This is a genomic window from Xanthomonas sp. WHRI 8932A, from assembly GCF_035012785.1.
Taxonomy (GTDB): domain Bacteria; phylum Pseudomonadota; class Gammaproteobacteria; order Xanthomonadales; family Xanthomonadaceae; genus Xanthomonas.
In genome coordinates, this window is the sequence record NZ_JAYGQQ010000008.1 from 144,708 (window position 1) to 166,486 (window position 21,779).

A 21,779-nucleotide genomic window follows, 5' to 3' on the forward strand; every position below is an offset into this window, starting at 1 on the left:
GGCCGCGTTTGATCTTTCGAGTATCCGTATGTCAATTCCCCACGCACGCGTCTGGTTCAACCGGCACTACGCGACTATTGCGCGCATCATCGATCATCTTCGTGGCGAGGCCGAGCCGCTGCCGATCTGGACATGCGTCTCCCATCGGCAGGAGAACTTCCGCGGCTTTGCCCGTGCCGACCACGCCTTGCTCGAACCTGCGGGCCTGAACCCGGCTGACTATCTGCAGTGGTGCTACCAGGTGGTGCAACAGCTGCAGATCACCCACCTGGTGCCCGGCTACGAGCAGAGCCTGCTCACCCGCCACCGCGCGGAGTTTGCGGCGCTGGGCTGCCAGATCGTGCATGCGGCGCCTGCGGACATCCTTCCCAACCTGCATCACAAGCAGTGGGTCTACGCGGCAGTGGACGGGTTGGTACCGCTGCCGGAGTACCGCTATGTAACCACGCTGCCGGAGGCGGTTGAGGCGATCGAGCAGCTGAGCGCAAATGGGGCGGTATGCGTCAAGCCCACCGTGTCGGTATACGGCAAGGGCTTCTATCGACTGGTGGACGGGATCGAGCCGAGCACCTATGCCTGCAGCCCGCAGGAATGGATCGGGCGCATGCAGCGCCTGCCAGAGTTTGAGCCGCATCTGGTGATGCGCTATCTGCCCGGTGTGGAGTACAGCGTGGACATCGCCGCGCGCGATGGCGAGGTGCTGGCATGTGTGGTGCGCCAGAAGGATCCCAACAGCAAGGTGCAGCAGCTTTCCATGCGCGCGGATCTGGTGGGCTTTGCCACCGCGATGGTGAAGCGCTTTGGCGCCAACGCGCTGATCAACGTGCAGTTCAAGGACGACATCGCTGGTGCGCCGATGTTGCTGGAAATCAATCCGCGTGCGGCCGGTGGGATCGGCATGAGCTGCATGTCCGGCATCAATCTTCCGCATATTGCGTACCGCGCCTGCATCTTCCCCGAATTGCCGGTGCATGTTCCTGCGCCGCGCCTGGGCATTCGAGTGACCGAGATCTCGCTCGCGGTGGAGCTGCCCGATGCGCATCCCTTGCCTGGCACGGTGATGTCGAAGGTTGTGGTCGACGCATGAGCACGCTGCAGGTCACCTTGCCCACCGGTACGTTGCACTGCGCCGGCCAGCCCGGCAATCGCCGTGCGCTGACCGATATCTGTGGCGTTGGTGCGCGCCGCAATCCCAAGCGCGGCTTCGTCTTCGTCTCCAAGGTACTGGGCAAGCACTGGCCCGCCTCGCCGTCCACGATGGCGCAAGTGCAGGCCGAGCTTGCGGCGCAGATTCCGGTGCCGGCCGATGAGATGGTCTTGTTTGTGGCACTGGCCGAAACCGCAACCGGTCTGGGTCACGGGGTGTTCGAAGCGTTCCTACAACGCGCCGGCAGCCGGGCGATGTTTCTCCAGACCACCCGCTACCCGCTCGACGGCGCGCAGGTGCTGCGCTTCGAGGAAGAACATAGCCATGCCACCCAGCAGTTTCTCTACCTGCCCGAGTCGCCCGCGCTGCGTGCGGCGCTCGAACAGGTGAGCACGGTGGTGCTGGTGGATGACGAGGCGACCTCGGGCCGGACCTTCCTGAACCTGGCAACCGCCTTGCGAGCAGTGTGCCCGCGCCTGCGCACGGTACACCCGGTGGTGCTGACCGACTTTTCCGAAGGCCGTGTGCAGACGTTGCTGTCCGCGCTGCCAGGCATTGCCGAGGTTGCGCCGATCTCGCTGTGGTCCGGCACGCACCGTTTCGAACGTGATCCTGGGGCTGTGCTGGCACCGGCACCGGTGGCCTACGCAGCGGTGGCCTGCCGTCGGCAGCATGTCAGCGCCTACACCGCCCGCCTGGGTCTGGCCGCCGCCATCGCGCTGCCGGACGCGCTGGTGCAGGCTTGCCATGCGGCGCTGGACCAGCGTCCGGTCCTGGTGATTGGTACCGGCGAATGCATGTATCCGGCGCAACGGCTGGCGCAGGCGCTGGAGGCGCTGGGTCATGCGGTGGTGGTGCAATCGACCACGCGCTCGCCGCTGATGCAGGCCGGCGCCATCGACGACATCGCCATGGTGGAGGACGTGTATGGCGAGGGGATTCCCAACTATCTCTACAACCTGACGCGTTCCCCGGGCGCGGTGCGGATCGTGGTGCACGAAAGCCGCGAGCGCGCCTGCGTTGACCGACTGGTGCAGCAGCTGCAGGCCATCGAAGTGGATCTGGTCGAGCAGCGGGTCACCACGCCGATGCAGGCGGTGGCCTAGATGTATCAGGTGGCCTTGGTCGATCTGGACGACACCCTGTTTTCATCGTTGCGCAAGCAGCCGCAGGCAGAGGGGCTGGAGCCGGCGGCGTTGTTGGTCGATGGCACCGCGGTGAGCTACACCTCGCCGCGCCAGCGCGTGTTCGCACAGTGGCTGCGGCAGGCCGATCTGGTGGTGCCGGTCACGGCGCGCACGCTCGATACGTTCGCGCGCGTGCTGCTGCCTTTCCACGGCCCGGCGATCGTGGCCCATGGCGCTACCATTGTGGATGCGCAGCGGCAGATCGACCCGGTGTGGGCGGCAACGATCCAGACCCAGATGCAGGCACAGCTGCCGGTCCTGCAGCAGCTGCAACAGGCCTTGTCGGACCGCTTCGGCGATGCGCTGGAGGTCAGCATTGCCGGCGCGCCGCAGCAGCCGGCGTATCTGGTGGCGCGCGAGCCTTCGCGCGACGAACAGGCGGTGCGCAGGATTTCCGACCAGGTCATCGCGCCATGGGTGGCGCAGCATCCCGGATACACCCATCACGTCAACGGACGCAATCTGGCGGTGCTGCCACCGTGCGTGGACAAGCGACTGGCGGTGCGGTATCTGCTGGACGGGCTACGCCAGCAGCATGGCGAGCTGTTCGTGGTGGGAGCAGGCGATAGCGTGACCGATCTGCCGTTCCTGTCGCTATGCGATCTGGCGATCGTGCCCACCGGGTCGCAGGCCTGGGCGCAGGTGCGTGGCCTGGTTGACGGGGCGCACGCATGACATCGGTCGGGTTCTCGGGCAGCTATGCGCCAGGTGATGTGACCTTCCTGCTGACCCAGATCGCCGTCGCGCCGATGGCGGATCTGCAGGAAAAAGAACGCCTGATCCAGGGGGGGCACACGCATTATTCGGAAATGCTGACGCCGGAGCAGTTGCCAGCTCCGGAATACCTGGCCTTGTTCCGCAGTGCCGTGGCGCGTCATCTGCCCACGATGGCGCGCGACCTGCTGCAACTGGCGAGCGCGGTGCGGCAACGGCATGCGCGTCCGGTGCTGGTATCGCTGGCGCGTGCCGGCACGCCGATCGGGGTGGCATTGCGGCATGTGTTTGCCAGCCGCTTGGGCATGGACGTGCCGCATTATTCGATCTCGATCCTGCGCGGCCGTGGGATCGACCGCGTGGCGCTGGCCCACCTGTGCGCGCAGTACGATCCAGCATCGTTGGTGTTCGTTGACGGCTGGACCGGCAAGGGAGCGATCACCGCCGAATTGCATGCCTCGGTGGCGGGCTTCAATGCCGCGCAGGGCACGCAGGTGTCGTCGGATCTGTTTGTGCTGGTGGATCTTGCCGGGTGTAGCGCCGGCCACGGCTCAACCGAGGATTATCTGATTCCGTCGGCCATTCTCAATGCCACCGTGTCGGGCCTGGTCAGCCGTACCGTGCTCAATGCCAGCATTGCCACCGACCAGTTCCACGGCTGTGTGCTGTACCAGGACCTACGCGCGGGCGACATGTCGCAATGGTTCGTTGCGCAGTTGCTCCAGGCGGCAGCAGCGCTGCCTGCGCCGGTGCATGATGGCGCCGCGCAACCGGCGCAACGTCGCGCGGCTGCACTGCGTTGCACCGATAGCCTGCACCAGTTGCGCGCGGCATTTGCGGTGCGCGATGACCACTGCCTGAAAGTGGGCATTGGCGAGACCACCCGGGCAATGCTGCGACGCGCCCCGCGCGCGCTTTGCCTGCAACGCCCGGACGATGCCGATACCGCTCATCTGCGCTGGCTGGCGCAGACCCGCGGGATTGACGTAAACATTCTTTCCAGCCTGCCATTGAAGGCGGCTGCGGTCATCAAGGATCTGCGACATGTCTGAAGCCTATCGGTTGGGCGCCTCGCTGTACGTGCCTGCGACCAACGACAATCTTTCCGAAGTGCTGTCGGGACGTCAGTTTCCGCAGGCGCGTTCGCTGATCGCCTGCACCGAGGATGCGGTGTCGTCCACCGACCTGCCGCATGCGATGAGTCACATCCGACGCACCTTGTCGACCTTGCCGCCACGGTCGCACGGCCCGCTGCGGTTCATTCGTCCGCGCAACGCCGAAGTGCTTGGGCAACTGCTGGCGATGCACGACATCGACCGCGTACACGGGTTCGTGCTGCCCAAGATCGATACCGACACGCTGGCCGCTTATGAGCGGCAGCTGGCCGATCACGATTTTTGCATCATGCCGACCCTGGAGACGCCGCAGGCGATGGATCCGTTGGGGCAGCGCGAGATCCGTGGCTGCCTGCAGGGCAGCCCGTTGAGTTCGCGGGTGCTGGCTGTGCGTATCGGCGGCAACGACCTGCTGAGCATGCTGGCAATGAAGCGGGTACGCGGCACCACGATCTACGACACCCCGGTGGGCCTGGTCATTCAGCAACTGGTTCTGGCATTCCGGCCGTACGGCTTCCAGCTCACCGCGCCGGTCTATGATTTCTTCGACGATCCGCAGACATTGCGGCGTGAACTTGCCATCGATACCGCGATGGGGCTGGTCGGCAAGACCGCGATCCATCCGATGCAGATCCCCGTGATCGAGGACGGGCTGCGGGTTAGCGACGAAGACTTACGCGCTGCGCGCGAGGTGCTCGGCGCCACCACGGCCGTCTTCAAATCCAATGGCGGCATGGTCGAGAAGGCCGTCCACACCCGTTGGGCGCAGGCCATCATTGCGCGACAGGCGATCGTGGCGCTGTGAGTCAGTGGGTCGTGGCTGGCCAGTCAGGCCAGCAGGACAGGTGCAGGCTGTGCGTCTAGGCTGGTTGGATCAGTCAGGTGCGGTCCACTGCTGAGTGCAGGGGCGCTCGCAAAACTGTGACCGGCTGCCACCAGTGCGTGTGCGGCAGCCAACCCAACCGAACCCAACTGGTCAGCAAAAATGCCCGTTTGGGCCTTGACTGCGCAGTCGAATTGGCGGGTCCTGCGGCCTGGCGACGACCGTTCGTCAGACAGTGCTTTGTGCCACAAGGGTTTGCGGTTTTTTCCTACATTTGGTGTTGACCCCTCCCAGCTACCCCACTATCTTGGGGGAGTCGGTGGTTGGCTGCCCCAAGCAGCTGGACCTGAAAGAGCACGAACTGCGGTAGGTACGCGGTCGATCAGCCTCCTCGCCGCAACCGCATTCGGTTTCATCCAGTCATCCAGGGCAGCGCCGTGGAGCGGACTGCGTGGGCCGATGGGGTTGCGGTTGTTTCGCCACTGACCACCACGCGACAGCACACCGCGCGGTGGCGGCCGTGGAATCTCCGGTAAGGAGATGGCTGGTGATGGCGATGCCGCCGCAGACTGCGTGTCTTGCGTGCTGGTCGTCCCGCACCGTCATCGCTGTCCAGGGAGTCCGGAACCGGTCGTAGCCCGTCCCCGAGCGGGTTCGTGTGCCTACGCATGGAGGACGCATGACCACCAACGACACCCTTGCCGCGATCGCCGCCGGTACCCTAACCAACACCAGCGTTCCCGCCAGTGTCAGCGCGCCCGCCCGTAGCGCGCCGGAGTTGACCGACCCGTCGGACGTCGTGCCGCCCCCCCGCCAAGCCATTGCAATGCACGCACAGACCATCGAAGAACAAACCGTTTCCACCTGGATCACCAAGGAAGCCGGCAACCGCAAGATTCCGTTCGAGCCGGAGCGCCTGGAGCGCGCCATCGATCAGATCCATGCCGAGTTCCCGCAGCTGGACGTGGCCGACTACAAGCGTTCGGTGTTCGGCTTTGTCGATCGCAAGGACAGCGTCAATGCCGACGACCTGGTCGACCACCTGATCCGCGAGGCTGAAGCCCGCGTCGATCTGACCACCCCGGAGTGGGAGCACTTCGCTGCGCGTCTGTATCTGCGCCGCCTGTACAAGCGCGCCAGCCGCAACCGCTTCTACGACGCCAGCCAGAAGTACGGCTCGTTCGTCGGCCTGCAGGAAAGCCTGGCCGACCGTAATGTCTATTCCAACGACATCCTGCGCCGCTACTCCAAGGACGAGCTGATCGAAGCCGGCAAGATGATCGCGCCCGAGCGCGACACCTTGTTCGCCTACAACGGCCTGTACCTGCTGGCCACCCGTTACCTGGCCACCGACAACTCGCGCGGCGTGTTCGAGCTGCCGCAGGAGCGTTGGCTGACGATTGCGCTGTACCTGATGCAGGACGAGATCGGCACCGGCAAGGGCAGCCGCGAGCGCCGCATGCAGCTGGTGGGCGAGGCCTACTGGGCGCTGTCCAACCTGTACATGACCGTGGCCACACCGACCCTGGCCAATGCCGGCAAGGTCGGCGGCCAGCTGTCGAGCTGCTTCATCGACACCGTCGACGACAGCCTGCAGGGCATCTACGACTCCAACACCGACGTGGCGCGCGTGTCCAAGCACGGCGGCGGCGTGGGCGCGTACCTGGGCTATGTGCGTTCGTCCGGTTCGGCGATCCGCGGCGTGTCCAACTCGTCCGGCGGCGTGGTGCCGTGGATCAAGCAGCTCAACAACACCGCCGTGTCGGTGGATCAGCTGGGCCAGCGCAAGGGCGCCATCGCGGTCTATCTGGACATCTTCCACCGCGACATCGAGTCGTTCCTGGACCTGCGCTTGAACAACGGCGACCAGCGCCTGCGCGCGCACGACGTGTTCACCTCGGTGTGCATCCCGGACCTGTTCATGGAAGCGGTCGAGCGTCGCGGCGACTGGTACCTGTTCGATCCGCATGAAGTGAAGCGGATCAAGGGCTGGTACCTGCAGGATTTCTACGACGAGAAGAAGGGCGACGCCAACAGCAGCTTCCGTCGCAAGTACGAAGAAGTCGTTGCCGACGAGCGCATCACGCGCAAGACCGTCAAGGCGATCGAAATCTTCAAGCGCATCATGGTCAGCCAGCTGGAAACCGGCAATCCGTTCATGTTCTATCGCGATGAAGTCAATCGCAAGAATCCGAACAAGCACGAGGGCATGGTCTATTCGTCCAACCTGTGCACCGAGATCCTGCAGAACATGAGCCCGACGCGGATGATGCAGGAGATCATCAGCGGCAATCAGATCGTCACCACCAAGAAGGCGGGCGACTTCGTCGTGTGCAACCTGTCCTCGATCAACCTGGGCCGCGCGATCATCGCGCAGGACGACCAGGCCGATCTGCTGGGCGCCGACGTGCTGGAGCGGTTGATCCCGATCCAGGTGCGCATGCTCGACAACGTGATCGATCTCAATCAGCTGCCGGTGCCGCAGGCCACGATCACCAACCAGAAGTACCGCGCCATCGGCCTGGGCACCTTCGGTTGGCATCACCTGCTGGCGCAGAAGGCCATCCATTGGAATGCCAAGGAAGCCGAGGATTACAGCGACGAACTGTATGAGCGCATCAACTACCTGACCATCCAGGCGAGCATGGAGCTGGCCAAGGAAAAGGGCACCTACAGCGTGTTCCGCGGCAGCGACTGGCATAACGGCGAGTACTTCCGTGCGCGCGATTACAACAGCCCGCAGTGGCTGGAGTTGTCGGCACAGGTGTCGGTCAATGGCGTGCGCAATGCGTGGATGCTGGCCGTGGCGCCGAACATGAGCACCGCGCAGATCGCCGGCTCCACCGCGTCGATCGATCCGATCTACAGCGCGTTCTACTACGAAGAAAAGAAGGACTTCCGTCGTCCGGTCGCCGCTCCGGGCCTGTCGCTGGAAACCTGGCCGTACTACGAAAAGGGCGCCTACAAGGTCGACCAGTTCGCCAGCGTGCGCCAGAACGCGCGTCGTCAGCGCCACATCGACCAGTCGATCAGCTTCAACTTCTACGTGCCCAGCACCATCCGTGCGAGCACGTTGCTGGATCTGCACATGACCGCCTGGCGCGAAGGCTTGAAGACCACGTATTACGTGCGCTCCAACGACATCGATATCAGTGAGTGCGAGTGGTGTTCGAGCTAAAGCGCATTCGCGCTTTAGCTCCCCATGGTTCGCCTTGCGAACCATGGGCCCCGGCTCATCAGCTCCCACACCCCGCGCCTTCGGCGCGCCCCCTAACTTAGGGGGCTTTCCTCCAGCGCGATTTTGCCGCCGCCGTCCCGCTCCACACGCGAGCTAGACCCGGAACACGAGTAGAGAAACCCATGTCCGCAACACCGCTTGAGCGCATCAAGATTCTGGAGCCGCGTCACCCCAACCGCTCCACTGCCATCATCAATGGTCAGACCTCCGGCATCCTCAACTGGAACGATATTCCGTACCCGTCCTTCTATCGGGCGTACAAGGAGCTGTCGACCAACTTCTGGATCCCCGACGAGGTGGACATGAAGGGCGATGCGCGCCAGTACAACGAGCTGTCGTCGCGCGAAAAGAATGCCTACGATTCGATTATCGGCTTGCTGGCCACGCTGGATTCGCCGCAGACGCGCTTCATCTACAACGTCGCCGAATACATCACCGACCCGGCCGCGCATGCCAATGCCGCGATCATCGGCCAGCAGGAAGTGATCCATAACGAGAGCTACAGCTACGTGCTGGCCTCGATCACCGGCCTGGCCGATCAGAACCGCGTGTTCGAGCTTGCCCGCACGCACCCGACCATCATCAAGCGCAATGCGCCGATCATGGGCGCCTACGACGACTTCCTGCGCGACAAGACCGCCGAAACGCTGATCCGCGCGCTGATCCAGTCCTCGATCCTGGAAGGTATCAACTTCTATTCCGGCTTTGCGTATTTCTACAATCTGGTCCGCCAGAATCGCATGACCGGCACCGGCAAGATCATCAGCTTCATCAACCGCGATGAGCTGGCGCATTCCAAGTTCATCAGCGAGCTGATTCGCGCCATCATCGGCGAGAACCAGGCGCTGCAGGGCGACCAGCTCACCGACTACGTGCACAAGGCGTTCGAGCACGCGATCGATCTGGAAACGGTGTGGACCGCCGAAGTGCTGGACGGCATCGACGGCATCGACGTGGACGAGATGATCCGCTACGTGAAGTACCGCGCCAACAAGATGGCCGGCATGCTCGGCATCGAGAAGCTGTACGAAGGCGCCAACGACAACGTGATGCCGTGGATCAAGGCCTACGCCGACAACTTCACCGAAACCAAGACCGACTTCTTCGAGATGCGCAATGCGTCGTACAAGAAGACCAATTCGGATAATGGGTTTGATGATCTGTAAGTAATCGGGAATAGGGAATCGGGAATGGCAAACGCAGACAGCAGCGCGCTCTTCCGATTCCCCATTCTCCATTCCCTGCTCCCCGCCAAATGAACATCCTGCTGGCACTGGCATCGTTGAGCGGCAATACCCGCGATGTGGCGCGCAGTGTCGCGCTGCACTGCGAGGCGGCCGGGCACACGGTGACCTGGTTGGAAACCGATGTGCAGCGGCTGCAACAGGTGCCGCATGCGCCGGGACAGTACGATCTGTTTCTGTTTGGCAGCTGGACCGACAACGGCGGGCGCACGCCGTCGGAGATGAAACGTTTCATCGTCGAACTGGTCGAAACGCTGGGCAAACCGCCGCGTGTTGCCGTCTTCGGGACGGGCGAGACGCAGTGGGGCGAGGACTATTTTTGCGGTGCGGTGCATCGCATTGCACAGTTTTTCGCCAGCCCGTTTCCGCGCTTGACCATCGAACAGATGCCCCACGGCCAGCGCGACGCGCAGGCCATCGCCGCCTGGACCGACGAGGTTCTGGCTCAATGCAAACACGATCCCCATGATGCACACCATTACCGTCACGTCGCCTGAGCACTACACCCAGACCCTGGCCGCGCACCCGCGCGCGCTGGTGGATTTCTACAAGGACAATTGCCCGGGCTGCAAAATGCTCGACATGTCGCTGACCAAGTTCGCCAGCAGCGATGCGGCCGAAGGCGTGGCCTTGTTGAAGGTCAAGCTGGAAGTGGTAGGCGAAGAATTTTTTCGCGATCTGGGCTTGCGGCAGACGCCGACCCTGGCGCTGTACCGCGACGGCAGCGAAGTGGCGCGCCTGCCTGGTTTCCAGTCGCCGGCGCAGGTAGAGACCGCGGTCAAGACCAGCCTCTGAACCTGCGTCTGTTCGCAACGCGCCGGCACGCCCTAGCGCTCCTGTAGGAGCGGCCCCGGCCGCGAGGGCATTACCGAGATAAGCCATCGCACCAGCCCGTGCAATGGATGCGCGGTGCACCTGCCTGCAGCTGTCAATCGGCGGGCCGCCACGTGCAAACCGGATGCCGGTGCCTTCCCATGCGGCATGGCCTGCACTGCGCGCTCGCGCGCGCCGCTGCGCCCATTGCGCCGCTTCCCGGCGCCGCCGCTGCTGCAATCGCGTCTGCACGCATCGACCAACCAATCCTCTCAACGGAATCCGCCATGTCAGACAGCCCGCAGACGCCACCGCCGACCGAAGTGCGCATGGTCGAAATCGTGTTCCCCAACCACACCAATCACATGGGCACGCTGTTCGGCGGGCAGGCGTTGGCGTGGATGGACAAGGCCGCGTTTCTGGCAGCCTCGCGCTATGCGCGGCGTGCGGTGGTGACCGCACGCTCGGACCAGGTGGATTTCAAGCTGCCGATCCGCCAGGGCCAAATGGTGGAAACCATCGCGCGGGTGGTGTCGGTGGGCCGCAGTTCGATCAAGGTGGAAGTGGAGCTGATCGCCGAAGACCTGCTCAGTGGCGCGCGTGAGCTGTGCACACGCGGGCACTTCGTGATGATCGCCCTGGATGCCGATGGCAAGCCGACGATGGTGCCGCCGTTGCCTGCTGCTGGCGCTAACTGATCAGGACCAGCCCGGTCACAGCCTCGCGAGCACTCGTCTGCTGCAAGCGGCGAGGGCGCACGCACCGCAGCGCGCTCCCGGCACTCGCCGCCGACACACCCGCTCGATGATTGCGCAGTTGCCAGCTGCTGGCGCTAGCTGATCAGGACCAGCGCGGCCACAGCGTCGCGTGCACTCGTCGGCTGCGAGCGGCGAGGGCGCACGCACCGCAGCGCGCACCCAGCACTCGCCACCGCCACACCCGCTCGATGATTGCGCAGTTGCCAGATCGCCGCTGTTATTCCTGGACCTCGCGGTCCTCGCGCTTGGTTTCTTCCATCGCTTCGGGTTCCAGTTCTTCGGCGCTGCGATTGAGTTTGACGAACACGCCCCAGGCGATCAGCAACAGCGCAGCGCACAGGCCGACGGCAGCGGCATACGGCAGCTTGGCTGGGTCCTCGTGCATCAGTTCGAAGATCGATACCAGCGTTTCGATCGCCAGCGCGATCACGATCACCACGAAGAACCGCGACAGATAGCGGCGCACGCGGGTGGGGCCACTGACTTTGACGTCGCGCAGGATCTCTTCTTCGAAGATGGTCTGGCCCAGCTCCAGCGTCACCAGCGCCACGGTGAGCAGGCCGATCGCCTCCAGCACCACATTGAAGCGGTCGCGCACCACCATGTCGCCGCCCGGGGTGAAGCCATGCCACAACTCCAAGCCGGCCATCCCCACCAGCCCCGCCGCGCACAGCACGAAAAACGCCAGGATCACAAAGTGACCGGCACGGAACAGGTGGCTGAGCAGCTTCATGGGAGGCGACGCGGGTGATGGGACGCAGAGCATCGTGGGCAACGCGTCGTTGCAGCGCGAAGGCTACGCGAACCCGGCGCGCCCTCATCCGGCGCTTTGCGCCACCTTCTCCCGCGAGCGGGAGAAGGGAAGTGCTAGAGCAGCGAGGTGTAGCTCCCGCGAGCGGGAGAAGGGACGCGCCAGAGCAGCGAGGTGTAGCTCCCGCGTGCGGGAGAAGGGACGCGCCAGAGTAACGAGGTGTAGCTCCCGCGAGCGGGAGAAGGGACGTACCAAAGCAACGAGGTGTAGTGGAGACGGAGGCCATCGGCCCAGTGCCGTGTAGCTACCATCATCCCCGATCCCCGATCCCCGATCCCTTCCCCCGCCTGCGGGGGAAGGTGCCCGAAGGGCGGATGGGGGGAGGGTTTACACGTAGCCCAACCGCCCGCCCGCACTCCAACAGCCTCAGCTATGCCGCAACACCTGATACGCCTGCAGATGCACATTCGCCGCCATCAGCAGCGGTGCATTGCGACCGGTCTCGCGCACGCGCTTGAGCATGTCGCCAACGATCTGCGCCGCTTCCACATCCTGGCCGGCTTCCAGATCGCGCAGCATCGACGCCTTCAACGGCGAATCCACCTGTAACAAGGTCTGCAAAGCTTTCGCACGCGCCGGCTCGGGAATCGTCTGCCCGGCCGCATCGGCGGCCCATAGGCATTCGTTGTACACACCGTTGATCAACGCACGCCCATCGTCGGTGGCGACGATTGCGCCGACCGGTGCGCGCATCAGGCAGGTGGCCGCTGCCAGTGCGGTGAGGAAGCTGTATTTATTCCACTGCTCCTGCGCGATCTGCGTGCTGGCCACATGGTCAATACCCGCCTGCGTGCATGCTGCGGCAAACGCCTGCACGCGCGTCGAGTCTGCGCTGCCATCGCGCTCGCCAAAGGTGATCGCTGCCGGCTTGCCCAGATGCAGAATCTCGCCGTGTTCGCCCTTGGTGGCGCTGATGAAGCACAGCCCGCCCAGCACCCGCGCCGCGCCGAAGCGCTCGTCCAGCGCCGCGTAATGGCGCAGCCCGTTGAGAATCGGCAGTACCGTGGTGTGTTCGCCCACGGCCGGTGCAATCGCCTCAAGCGCGCTATCCAGGTCGTAGGCCTTGCAGCTGAGGATCACCAGGTCGAACGGCTGCTGCGCTACCAGCGCCGGCAAGGCAGCGGCAGTGACATGCGCCACTTGCAGATCCGCATCGCCCAGCGGGCTGCGAAGACGCAAGCCATCGGCCTGTAACTGCGCCGCCCGCGCATCGCGCACCAGGAAGGTAACGTCCACGCCGGCCTGCGCCAGACGTCCGCCGAAGTAGCCGCCGGTGCCGCCGGCGCCGAGAATGAGCATGCGCATGATGTGATCTGTCCTCAGTCAATCTGGTTTTGCCCTTCCCCCGCAGGCGGGGGAAGGTGCCCGAAGGGCGGATGGGGGGAAGCGCGTCCGCCAGCAACCGGCGTTCCCAATAAAATCCGCGCCCGGCGTTAGCTCCGCAACCCCACACCACGGCGCAGCAGCCACAGCGCCAGCGCGCTGAGCACGGCGACAAAGCCCAGCATCAGCGCGTAGGCCACCCAGATCGGCACGTCGGAGCTGCCGAGCAGGCCGTAGCGGAAGGCGTTGACCATGTAGAAGATCGGGTTGGCATGCGTGGCCGCCTCGGCCCAGCCGGGCAGCAATTTGACCGAATAGAACACACCGCCCAGGTAGGTCAGCGGGGTCAGGATGAAGGTGGGCACGATCGCCACGTCATCGAACTTCTTGGCGTACACCGCGTTGACGAAGCCGGCCAGCGAAAAGATGATCGCGCCCAGCAGCACGGTGGTCAGCGTTACGAAGGGATGCGGGATGCGGACCGGAGTGAAGAACATGGCGATGATCAGCACCAGCGCACCGACCATCACCCCGCGCAGCACCGCGCCGGACACATAGCCCCACAGGATCACCCAGTTGGGCATCGGGCTGACCAGCAGTTCTTCCACGTGGCGGCCGAACTTGGCACCGAAAAAGCTCGACGAAATGTTGCCGTAGCTGTTCTGGATCACGCTCATCATCACCAGGCCCGGCACGATGAACTGCATGTAGGTGTAGCCGCCCATGTCGCCCACGCGCGAGCCGATCAGCCCGCCGAAGATCAGGAAGTACAGCGTCATGGTGATGGCCGGCGGCACCAGGGTCTGGCCCCAGATGCGCAGGATGCGCTGCACTTCGCGGCGCACGATGGTGCCCAGCGCAATCCAGTTGCGTTGGCGGGGTGTTGCGGGAACAGCGGACATCGAAGGCTCCGGGGAACTCATGGGTGACCTGCCGGGCGCACGGGCGCCGCTGTAGCAGGAGCCGGGTCGGCGAGGGTTTCGCCGGGTCCGGTCAGACGAACGAACAATTCTTCCAGCCGGTTGCTCTTGGTACGCATCGAGCGCACCCGGATGCCGGCATCGCCTAGCGCGGCGAACACGCGGTTGAGGTCCATCGCGCGCGGCATGTCCAGATCCAGCGTGTGGCTGTCGATGGCGGTGAGCGTGGTGCCTTCGATCGCCGGCAGCTGAGTGGGCAGGTCACCGTCGATATCGAACAGGAAGCCTTCCACGTCGAGCTTGGCCAGCAATTCGCGCATCGGCCCCTGGGTGACGATCTGGCCGTGGTTGATGATGGCCAGGTTGCGGCACAGGTGCTCGGCTTCTTCCAGGTAATGCGTGGTCAGGATGATGGTGGTGCCGGCGGCGTTGATCTCTTTCAGAACGCGCCACATATCGCGGCGGATCTCGATATCCACACCGGCGGTGGGCTCGTCCAGAATCAGCAGGCGCGGCTGGGTCATCATCGCGCGGGCGATCATCAACCGCCGTTTCATGCCGCCGGACAGCGTGCGGCTCATCACCTGGGCCTTTTCCCACAGGTGTGCGCGGCGCAGCTCCACTTCGGCCAGACGCTCGGCTTCCGCACGCGGCATGCCGTAGAAACCGGCGTAGTTGACCAGGATATCGAAGGGCTTTTCGAACAGGTTGAAGTTGACCTCCTGCGGCACCAGGCCGATCAGCCGCATCGCCTCGCTGCGATGGGCGACCAGATCGGTGCCGAACACTTCCACCTGCCCGCCGGACAGGTTCACCAGCGAGCTGATGATGCCGATCAGGGTCGATTTGCCGGCGCCGTTGGGGCCCAGCAGGGCGAAGAAATCGCCTGGCGCCACATCCAGCGACACGCCCTTGAGCGCCTGGGTGCCGTTGTCGTAGGTCTTGCGCAGATCGCACACGCGCAGGGCGGGTGCGGTGATCGGAGATGGGGAATTCAAGGTGTTCCTTCGCGTCAGCGTGACGGCGCAGCGAGTTGCAGGCCGTTATTATAGAAGCCCGCGGGGGCAAGCCCCGATCACAGACTGTCCTAAATACGTTCGTGCCTGTTCAATTTCCCCTCAAGCTTGTCGACCGGCGCATGATTGCGCCCACCGTGGCCCACTGCCAGTTCGTGCGTGACGACGGGCAGCCGCTGGATTTCCAGCCCGGGCAGTTCATCCAGATCCACTTCAATGGCGCCGATGGCACGCCGACCAAGCGCAGCTATTCGCTGGCGACCATTCACGACCATGCGCTGGGACCGGGCGAGGCGGTGGAGATCGCGGTGAGCTTCGTGCCCGGCGGCTCGGCCACCGCGCTGTTCGAAGGCCTGCAGATCGGCGACCAGTTGCAGGCCAGCGGCCCCTACGGCCGTTTCTGCCTGCCGCCGGGCGATGCCAACCAGCGCTATGTGCTGATCGCCACCGGCACCGGGGTCACCCCGTACCGGTCGATGCTGCCGTTGCTGGCCGAGGCGATCGCCAGCCGTGGCGTGCAGGTGGTCCTGCTGCAGGGCGCGCGCACCCCGGCCGAGCTGCTGTACGGCGAGGATTTCCGCGCGTTTGCCGACGCGCACCCGCAGTTCCGTTACGTGCCGTGCTTGTCGCGCGAGCTGCCTGACTCGCCGCATGCCGATGTGCGGCACGGCTATGTGCAGCAGCATCTGCCCGAATTCGCGCCCGATGCCCAGACCGATATTGCCTATCTCTGCGGCAACCCGGACATGGTGGACACCTGCGTCGAGGCACTGAAGGCCGCCGGTCTGCCGAACGCGCAGATTCGTCGCGAAAAATACGTCAGCCCGCCACCGGCGAAGACCTGAGGACCGCCGGCGCCGCCGCGATGGCGCCGGCAACCGCAGGCGTGCTGCACCGTCATGGCAGCGTGCCTGCGGTTGCACATGCGCCAGGCTATGCCCGCGCTGTGTGCAGTGGCGGGCGTTGCAGCTCGACCGTGATGTGCACCAGTTCTTCGTGAATCTGCAACGCAGCGCGGACTAGATCCGCATCGATGTCTGCGTCAGTGACCAGGCTGAGCACGCAGGCATAGCGATTGCTGCCGACGCGCCACACATGCAGGTCGGCGATGGTGATCGCATGCGGAAGCTCGGCGATGACCTGCTTCACTTCCGCCACCACCGGCGCGTCCATTTCCGCATCCAGCAGCACGCGGCCGGTACTGCGTAGCAGTCCCCACGCCCACACGGTGACCAGCACCGCGCCGACGATACCCATGAGCGGGTCCAGCCACGTCACCCCCCAATGCATGCCGGCGACCAATGCCACGATCGCCAACACCGAGGTGGCGGCATCGGCGACCACGTGCAGATACGCGGCACGTAGATTCAGATCGGCGTGACCGTCGTGGTGGTGAGCATGCTCACCATGCGCGTGACCATGACCATGATGCGCGTGCTCATGCCCATGGCTGTGATCGTGCCCGTGCGCATGCGAGTCGCGCAGCCACCACGCGCAGATCAGATTGACCGCCAGGCCGACCACCGCGATGACCGTGGCTTCCTGATACTGGACGGGCTGGGGCGAGAACAGCCGTTCCACCGACTGGAAGGCCATCAGGCCGGCCACGCCCAGCAACAGCAGCGCGCTGCTGTAGCCGCCCAGCACCTCGACCTTCCAGGTGCCGAAGGTGAAGCGCGCGTCGGTGGCATGCCGCCGCGCAAAGCGGTAGGCGAACAACGCCAGCCCCAATGCAAGCGCATGCGAGCTCATATGCCAGCCATCGGCGAGCAAAGCCATGGAATTGAGTGTCCAGCCGCCGACGATTTCCACCACCATCATCACGACGGTCAGGATCACGGCCTTGCGGGTGTTGCGCTCGGCCAGGGGGTTGGTGCTGGCAAAGCGGTGCGACTGCGCGCAGTGGGGCGCGGTGGGCGTGATCGACATCGGTGTGAGCTCTGGCTACGATACCCCCATAGGGTATCTGAGATACCCCCACGGGGTATAGCGCAATGTCACATCTGAACCACGATAAATCCAAACTCCTGGCGCGCGTGCGCAGGATCCGCGGGCAGGTGGAAGGGCTCGAGAAAGCCTTGGCGCAGGATGTGGACTGCACCGCGCTGTTGACCCAGGTCGCCGCGTTCCGTGGTGCGGCGCAGGGGTTGATGGTCGAGTTGCTCAGCGAACATCTCAAGCATCACGTGGCCGCGCCGGATGCGCTGGGCGACCGGGAGCTGGCGGTCGACGATGTCGCCGCCATCCTCAAGACCTATCTCAAGTGACCCTGCTGCTGGTCTGATACCGTGCGCGGATTACCTGCGCAGCGGCGCCAACAGCAGCGTCCATCCCTGCGCGCTGCCAGCCACGGCGATGATGTGACTGGCAACATCGGCGACGCATCGCTCAGCGCGGCTGCAAGGTCACCAGCACCACATCATTGCTACGCATCGGCACATTGACCTCCACCAGGCCCTCGGCGCCGACACGGATGCGTGTGTCCTGCTCGGGCGTGTCGCGTGTGGCTTGCTGCAGCTGGGTCAACTGGGTCTGGTTCAAGGCCTTGGGCAGGCCCATGTCGATGTACAGCGATAGCGGGTCGTTACGGCGATAGCCGGTCTTGCGCACCTGCAAGGTGTAATTGCCTGCGGGCACGTTGGTCATGCGCAACTGCAGCGGTGCGCTCTCGGTGGCGGCCACTAGTTTGGTATAGAACGGCGTATTGCTCACCGCCTGCACCGGCTGCTGCCAATCCCACACCAGCGCGGCGATGCGCTTGCCATCCACCGCTGCCAGCGCATGCGCATCGGGTAGCGGAATTTCGCAGCCCTGCAGCGCGTTCAAATATTTGTAGGCAAACCAGGCCGGCTTGCGAATGCCTTCGCGATTCATCAGCCCGAACCCGCCATGGAACGGCGTCGGCGGCGGGCCGGGTTCTTCGAACAGATCGGTATAGGTCCAGTAGCTCATGCCCTGCACCAGCCCTTGCACTTGCTTGAGTTTGGTCAGAATGTAGGGCGCACTGATATAGCTGTCGTGGACATAATCGCGCGGCGTGTAGCTGCTGCTCCACTCAGTGAAATACAGCGGCAACTGCGGAAACGCCGATGCCTTGATCTGCGCATGCACGCGACGCACATCGCCCACGATGGCATCCGGCGATGAGGACAGCTTGACGTCCTGCTTGCCGTCTTCATCGAGAAAACCGCCGTCCACGCCATAGGTATGCGTGGTGACGAAATCGATGGGTAGCTTGTTCTTAGCAACGAAGGCCAGCAGCTCCGGCACCCAGTCCGCGCCGGCAGTGGACGGGCCACCGACGCGCAGCTGCGGGTCGATCGCCTTGATGGTGCGCGCGGTGTTGGCATACAGATCGAAGTAGGCCTGCTGGTCGGCGTTTTCCCAGAAGTCCTTCAAATTTGGTTCGTTCCACACCTCGAAGTACCACTGCCGTACTTCATCGGCGCCGTAGCGCGCACGGATGTGCCGCACATACGCATCGATCAACTGGGTCCACTTGGCCGGATCCGGATGCGAGGTGTTGCCATTCCAATAGAACAATGTCTGCTCGGAGGTTTTCATCGCGCCTGGGGTAAAGCCCAGCTCGACAAACGGGCGAATGCGCTTGGCCAGCAATGCGTCGTACAGCTGGTCCAGCTTGGTCCAGTCGTACACCAGCTTGCCGTCCACTTCTTTGACGGTGCCAAGCGCATCGTGGAAGACATCGTGAAAGCGGATGTAGCGAAATCCCAGTTCCTGCACGGCAGGCACCAGATGCGCCTGCGTCTCGGCGCGGATCAGCGTGCCCGGAAAATCCGAGCCCACCGACAGCGTGGCGAAGCGATCCACCGGCTTGCCGGCGGTGGAGAGATCCACTGCAATTTCGCGCGGTGCGGCGGCATGCGCCGGCGCCGGTAATGCCGTGCTGCAGGCCAGCGTCATCGCAAGCAAGATGGGTAACCGCATCGTCTCTCCTGATGGTGTGTGCAGCGGCCTATGCAAACGCACGTGCGCGATGACGCGTGCAGGCGTTTTGCAGGTGACCGTCGCCGGGCGCTCAAGAATAACGGAATGCATGTGCTGACCATCGCGGCTAGCCGTGGGATGTTCGTGCGCAGGGATGCGTGCAGTCGCGTTCGTTAGCGGTCGCATCCGTTGCAGGAGGCGAGCAGCGGTGCCGCCATTGCAGCAGCGCGGTGCGATTGTGTGTGAGTGCAGATTGTCTTAGCACGCTTGGAAGAAAGAATACTCAGCAGCGGTGCCGCACATCGGCGCGGCCGCTGCCGGGACCCTTTCGCAGCTGATCGACTTCGCTACAGCGCGTGAGCACCTAAAAGCAGCTAGTAAAACCTAGCGAGCAATCGTCGTGGGTGTGGATTGCGCGCAGGTACCGAAGTGGACGCGTGGCACATACCGCACCGAGCACCGGCCGCACCCGCCTGGCGGTGAGTACAGTCGTTTTGCTAGCTGCGCTACATCATCGCGATCGCCAGCGTGGTCCACTTGGCCAATGCAATCTGGCTGAGTCGGGCGCGCAGCTGCAATCGGCCGTGGTCTTTCGAACGTGGTCTTGACGATGCCAGATATCGTCAAGACCACTGCCCGCACCAACACGTCCGCAGATCTGCTGCTAACCCTGCGGTTCCTCGGCGACTGCGATCGCCCGGTGAACCATCAAGCTATCGACATACTGCTCCATGCTCTGGATCTTGCCGTCCTTGAGCCGATACAGATGCGCGAAGGTTGCGCGCATGAATTTCCCGGTCTTTGCGTAGGTGCCGGAATACGTGCCAAATGCTGCGACGTAGTCCTTGTCGGCCAAGTACGTGTGAACCTCGGCCTTGTAGCCCACCCACTCGGTCGCCAGCCGATGAAACACCTGTTCGAAGACTTCTGCGGGACCGGTATAGGTCCCCGCGTAAGGGAAGCCTGCCGCCTCTGTCCAGGTGGCCTCAGGCGCTAGCGCTGCGAACAGGTGTTTGCCGTTCTCTTCGGAAGAGCCTTCATAGGTTGCCCGGATGATGTCCAGATTGGTCTTCATCGGATCAACCCCACTTCATCTCGCCCTTGGCGACTTTCGCACCGATCTGCAATGCCGTGCCCATGCCGGCTCCCGGGTAGCGCTTGGTCATGGCCTCGATGAGCGCGGCGCTATTGGACGCCTTGCCCAGTTCCTCTTCGAATGCCAACAGATAGTCGCGCGTGTAGTGGATCGCCGACACGTCGGTCGCGGCGCCCGGTGCCATATGTCCAGGAATCACCAGCGCCGGTTTGCGGGCCGCCATCGCATCCAGTGTCTTGATCCATGCCTTACGTCCTTCCGCACTCGGCGTGTCGGCCGTCCATACATGCACGCCAGAGAACACCAGCACGCCACCAAAGATTGCATCGAGCGATTTGAGTGCGAGGTAACGGCGGTTGGCCAGGCCGTCTGCATCCACAATGGCGATGGATTGACCTTCCAGCGTGATTGCGTTGCCATCGAATGCGTCCGGCATGACGATGTCTGCAAGTGTCTGCGGCCCGTTCTCCTTGAGCTGGGGACCCCAGGTCGCAAGCTTTTTCTCGACGCTATGCTTGATGGCCGCAACGGTGGCAGATGCGGCGATGATGCGTGCATCCGGAAACGCGGCCTTGATCGGGCCCAGGCTGAAGTAATAGTCAGGGTCGCTTTGGCTGACGTAAATGGTGGTCAGCGTTTTGCCACCGGCCTTGATTGCATCAGCCAGCGCTTTGCCATCGGGTAGCGTGAAGCCTCCATCGATCAGCACCGCTTCGCGCGCGCCGGAGATCAGGACCGGGGCGCGAAAAAACCCGTTTTCACCCGCGGGAAAATGCTGCAGCTTTAAAGGCGCCTGTGCGGCCATTGCAGTGTTGACGGCGGGCACGGCTGAGGCGATACCTGCCACGGCAATGGTTTTGATGAGCTCTCTGCGTGTCGTCATGGTTCGTTCCTTTTGGAAAGATGCAACGGTGTTTTCAAGCAGCCTGAAGTTGACGTATGAATGCGCTTGGATCGGTGTAGGCGGCATGTGCATCGATTTGCCATCGCTTCCCGCCGGATTCTGCGATGAACGTCGGTACGCCTTGGACGCCGAACTCGCGCATCAGTGCTTGCGCACCTTCAATGCGCGTCCGATCCACGGCGAGAAGCTCGGCATCTGCCTGCGCCAGCCGTGTGGCGGCGTCCGCAAGGTGTAGATCTTCTAGAAGCCTGACTAGCCCGGCAGTGGTGGTCACATCTTTCCCGTCAACGTAACGGGCCTGTTGAATGGCCGTCAGCGTCGTCAGTTGCTGTGCCGGTGCTACCAGGGACACAGCAGTCAGCGCCAATATGGCTGCACCACTGTCGAAGGGGTGCTGGCGATCGCCGAGAACCTGCTGGCGATAGCGCTCAGTGAAACGCTGCCCGGTCAGATGTTCGATGCGCTGATCGTTCGCCCAGGCAAACGCGGCGAATTGATCGTCCATCGCTCGAGCACCCTTGCCGGCGAACAACCCGGAAGGCTGCAATTGAACAGCGATGCCAGGCGCAGTGGCCAGTGCGGAAATGGTCGACGCTGCGCCGTAGCACCAGCCGCAAAGTGGGTCGAACAGATAGTGCAAAGTGGTGTTCATGCGCTTTCCTTGTGACTGTGGGACCCATCCTAGGGATCGATCATTGATCGATAAATACATACGTGGTAAA

Annotated in this window: 21 protein-coding genes; 12 read left to right on the forward strand and 9 right to left on the reverse strand. The window is 63.6% G+C overall.

All coding sequences use genetic code 11. The features are described from left to right. Positions 1–28 precede the first annotated feature (28 nt). From VC212_RS14360 to VC212_RS14405, 10 genes are all read left to right on the forward strand, one after another. Positions 29–1,087, forward strand: coding sequence for an ATP-grasp domain-containing protein (locus VC212_RS14360; RefSeq protein WP_323526169.1), 1,059 nt, complete (start codon positions 29–31; stop codon positions 1,085–1,087). Next, positions 1,084–2,253 carry a phosphoribosyltransferase domain-containing protein gene (locus VC212_RS14365; protein WP_323526171.1) on the forward strand — a complete coding sequence of 390 codons (1,170 nt, stop codon included), beginning with the start codon at positions 1,084–1,086 and terminating at the stop codon, positions 2,251–2,253. The genes VC212_RS14360 and VC212_RS14365 overlap by 4 nt, the downstream gene beginning before the upstream one ends. Beyond that, a complete protein-coding gene (locus VC212_RS14370; RefSeq protein WP_323526172.1) occupies positions 2,254–3,009 on the forward strand; it encodes a hypothetical protein in 756 nt (251 codons plus the stop codon). Continuing rightward, positions 3,006–4,100 (forward strand): cysteine protease StiP domain-containing protein, encoded by a 1,095-nt coding sequence (locus VC212_RS14375; RefSeq protein ID WP_323526174.1) that lies wholly within the window; start codon positions 3,006–3,008, stop codon positions 4,098–4,100. Before VC212_RS14370 ends, VC212_RS14375 begins: the two co-directional genes overlap by 4 nt. Continuing rightward, positions 4,093–4,968, forward strand: coding sequence for an HpcH/HpaI aldolase/citrate lyase family protein (locus VC212_RS14380; protein ID WP_115514211.1), 876 nt, complete (start codon positions 4,093–4,095; stop codon positions 4,966–4,968). The genes VC212_RS14375 and VC212_RS14380 overlap by 8 nt, the downstream gene beginning before the upstream one ends. 697 nt (positions 4,969–5,665) lie before the next feature. Continuing rightward, entirely contained in the window at positions 5,666–8,164 is a 2,499-nt protein-coding gene (locus VC212_RS14385; protein WP_323526175.1) for a ribonucleoside-diphosphate reductase subunit alpha, read from the forward strand. Positions 8,165–8,346: 182 nt separating this feature from the next. After that, positions 8,347–9,390, forward strand: coding sequence for a ribonucleotide-diphosphate reductase subunit beta (locus VC212_RS14390; RefSeq protein WP_055847060.1), 1,044 nt, complete (start codon positions 8,347–8,349; stop codon positions 9,388–9,390). 89 nt (positions 9,391–9,479) lie between these two features. Continuing rightward, on the forward strand, positions 9,480–9,965 hold the full coding sequence (locus tag VC212_RS14395) for a flavodoxin (RefSeq protein ID WP_115514208.1): 486 nt from the start codon (positions 9,480–9,482) through the stop codon (positions 9,963–9,965). Next, the gene (locus VC212_RS14400) at positions 9,937–10,263 is read left to right on the forward strand and encodes a thioredoxin family protein (RefSeq protein ID WP_323526176.1); all 327 of its coding nucleotides are present in this window, start codon (positions 9,937–9,939) and stop codon (positions 10,261–10,263) included. Before VC212_RS14395 ends, VC212_RS14400 begins: the two co-directional genes overlap by 29 nt. A 305-nt stretch (positions 10,264–10,568) precedes the next feature. Further along, on the forward strand, positions 10,569–10,979 hold the full coding sequence (locus VC212_RS14405) for an acyl-CoA thioesterase (protein WP_323523166.1): 411 nt from the start codon (positions 10,569–10,571) through the stop codon (positions 10,977–10,979). 277 nt (positions 10,980–11,256) lie between these two features. On the opposite strand, the gene VC212_RS14410 is transcribed toward VC212_RS14405, so the two are convergent. From VC212_RS14410 to VC212_RS14425, 4 genes are all read right to left on the reverse strand, one after another. Continuing rightward, entirely contained in the window at positions 11,257–11,772 is a 516-nt protein-coding gene (locus VC212_RS14410) for a hypothetical protein (RefSeq protein ID WP_055847079.1), read from the reverse strand. A gap of 444 nt (positions 11,773–12,216) precedes the next feature. Continuing rightward, entirely contained in the window at positions 12,217–13,155 is a 939-nt protein-coding gene (gene panE / locus VC212_RS14415; RefSeq protein WP_323526177.1) for a 2-dehydropantoate 2-reductase, read from the reverse strand. A 128-nt stretch (positions 13,156–13,283) separates the two neighbouring features. Beyond that, entirely contained in the window at positions 13,284–14,096 is an 813-nt protein-coding gene (locus VC212_RS14420; protein WP_193552480.1) for an ABC transporter permease, read from the reverse strand. Continuing rightward, positions 14,093–15,091, reverse strand: coding sequence for an ABC transporter ATP-binding protein (locus tag VC212_RS14425; protein WP_115529432.1), 999 nt, complete (start codon positions 15,089–15,091; stop codon positions 14,093–14,095). The genes VC212_RS14420 and VC212_RS14425 overlap by 4 nt, the downstream gene beginning before the upstream one ends. Before the next feature lie 35 nt (positions 15,092–15,126). Between VC212_RS14425 and VC212_RS14430 the strand changes: the two genes are divergently transcribed. Beyond that, positions 15,127–15,954, forward strand: coding sequence for a ferredoxin--NADP reductase (locus tag VC212_RS14430; protein ID WP_323526178.1), 828 nt, complete (start codon positions 15,127–15,129; stop codon positions 15,952–15,954). An 88-nt stretch (positions 15,955–16,042) separates the two neighbouring features. Here the strand turns inward: VC212_RS14430 and dmeF are convergent, their stop codons facing one another. Beyond that, positions 16,043–17,038, reverse strand: a complete 996-nt coding sequence (gene dmeF / locus VC212_RS14435; protein ID WP_323526179.1) for a CDF family Co(II)/Ni(II) efflux transporter DmeF — start codon at positions 17,036–17,038, stop codon at positions 16,043–16,045. A 65-nt stretch (positions 17,039–17,103) separates the two neighbouring features. Here dmeF and VC212_RS14440 point away from each other — a divergent pair, with 65 nt between their 5' ends. After that, positions 17,104–17,376 carry a metal/formaldehyde-sensitive transcriptional repressor gene (locus VC212_RS14440; protein WP_055847097.1) on the forward strand — a complete coding sequence of 91 codons (273 nt, stop codon included), beginning with the start codon at positions 17,104–17,106 and terminating at the stop codon, positions 17,374–17,376. Positions 17,377–17,497: 121 nt separating this feature from the next. On the opposite strand, the gene VC212_RS14445 is transcribed toward VC212_RS14440, so the two are convergent. From VC212_RS14445 to VC212_RS14460, 4 genes are all read right to left on the reverse strand, one after another. After that, complete coding sequence (locus VC212_RS14445; RefSeq protein ID WP_323526180.1) at positions 17,498–19,057, reverse strand: beta-xylosidase; 1,560 nt, start codon at positions 19,055–19,057, stop codon at positions 17,498–17,500. A gap of 664 nt (positions 19,058–19,721) precedes the next feature. Further along, positions 19,722–20,132 (reverse strand): nuclear transport factor 2 family protein, encoded by a 411-nt coding sequence (locus tag VC212_RS14450; protein WP_323526181.1) that lies wholly within the window; start codon positions 20,130–20,132, stop codon positions 19,722–19,724. Positions 20,133–20,136: 4 nt separating this feature from the next. After that, on the reverse strand, positions 20,137–21,129 hold the full coding sequence (locus tag VC212_RS14455; RefSeq protein WP_323526182.1) for an MBL fold metallo-hydrolase: 993 nt from the start codon (positions 21,127–21,129) through the stop codon (positions 20,137–20,139). Beyond that, entirely contained in the window at positions 21,071–21,709 is a 639-nt protein-coding gene (locus VC212_RS14460) for a DsbA family protein (RefSeq protein WP_115554870.1), read from the reverse strand. The genes VC212_RS14455 and VC212_RS14460 overlap by 59 nt, the downstream gene beginning before the upstream one ends. Between the last annotated feature and the right edge of the window lie 70 nt (positions 21,710–21,779).

What these genes read in the sequence shown, in the direction of transcription:
- VC212_RS14405 (WP_323523166.1), top strand. Translation starts at nt 10,569, where the DNA reads ATGTCAGACAGCCCGCAGACGCCACCGCCGACCGAAGTGCGCATGGTC.
- VC212_RS14370 (WP_323526172.1), top strand. Translation starts at nt 2,254, where the DNA reads ATGTATCAGGTGGCCTTGGTCGATCTGGACGACACCCTGTTTTCATCG.
- dmeF (WP_323526179.1), bottom strand. Translation starts at nt 17,038, where the DNA reads ATGTCGATCACGCCCACCGCGCCCCACTGCGCGCAGTCGCACCGCTTT.
- VC212_RS14390 (WP_055847060.1), top strand. Translation starts at nt 8,347, where the DNA reads ATGTCCGCAACACCGCTTGAGCGCATCAAGATTCTGGAGCCGCGTCAC.
- VC212_RS14400 (WP_323526176.1), top strand. Translation starts at nt 9,937, where the DNA reads ATGCACACCATTACCGTCACGTCGCCTGAGCACTACACCCAGACCCTG.
- VC212_RS14440 (WP_055847097.1), top strand. Translation starts at nt 17,104, where the DNA reads ATGTCACATCTGAACCACGATAAATCCAAACTCCTGGCGCGCGTGCGC.
- VC212_RS14450 (WP_323526181.1), bottom strand. Translation starts at nt 20,132, where the DNA reads ATGAAGACCAATCTGGACATCATCCGGGCAACCTATGAAGGCTCTTCC.
- VC212_RS14385 (WP_323526175.1), top strand. Translation starts at nt 5,666, where the DNA reads ATGACCACCAACGACACCCTTGCCGCGATCGCCGCCGGTACCCTAACC.
- panE (WP_323526177.1), bottom strand. Translation starts at nt 13,155, where the DNA reads ATGCGCATGCTCATTCTCGGCGCCGGCGGCACCGGCGGCTACTTCGGC.
- VC212_RS14460 (WP_115554870.1), bottom strand. Translation starts at nt 21,709, where the DNA reads ATGAACACCACTTTGCACTATCTGTTCGACCCACTTTGCGGCTGGTGC.
- VC212_RS14420 (WP_193552480.1), bottom strand. Translation starts at nt 14,096, where the DNA reads ATGAGTTCCCCGGAGCCTTCGATGTCCGCTGTTCCCGCAACACCCCGC.
- VC212_RS14365 (WP_323526171.1), top strand. Translation starts at nt 1,084, where the DNA reads ATGAGCACGCTGCAGGTCACCTTGCCCACCGGTACGTTGCACTGCGCC.
- VC212_RS14445 (WP_323526180.1), bottom strand. Translation starts at nt 19,057, where the DNA reads ATGCGGTTACCCATCTTGCTTGCGATGACGCTGGCCTGCAGCACGGCA.
- VC212_RS14380 (WP_115514211.1), top strand. Translation starts at nt 4,093, where the DNA reads ATGTCTGAAGCCTATCGGTTGGGCGCCTCGCTGTACGTGCCTGCGACC.
- VC212_RS14395 (WP_115514208.1), top strand. Translation starts at nt 9,480, where the DNA reads ATGAACATCCTGCTGGCACTGGCATCGTTGAGCGGCAATACCCGCGAT.
- VC212_RS14375 (WP_323526174.1), top strand. Translation starts at nt 3,006, where the DNA reads ATGACATCGGTCGGGTTCTCGGGCAGCTATGCGCCAGGTGATGTGACC.
- VC212_RS14455 (WP_323526182.1), bottom strand. Translation starts at nt 21,129, where the DNA reads ATGCACATGCCGCCTACACCGATCCAAGCGCATTCATACGTCAACTTC.
- VC212_RS14410 (WP_055847079.1), bottom strand. Translation starts at nt 11,772, where the DNA reads ATGAAGCTGCTCAGCCACCTGTTCCGTGCCGGTCACTTTGTGATCCTG.
- VC212_RS14360 (WP_323526169.1), top strand. Translation starts at nt 29, where the DNA reads ATGTCAATTCCCCACGCACGCGTCTGGTTCAACCGGCACTACGCGACT.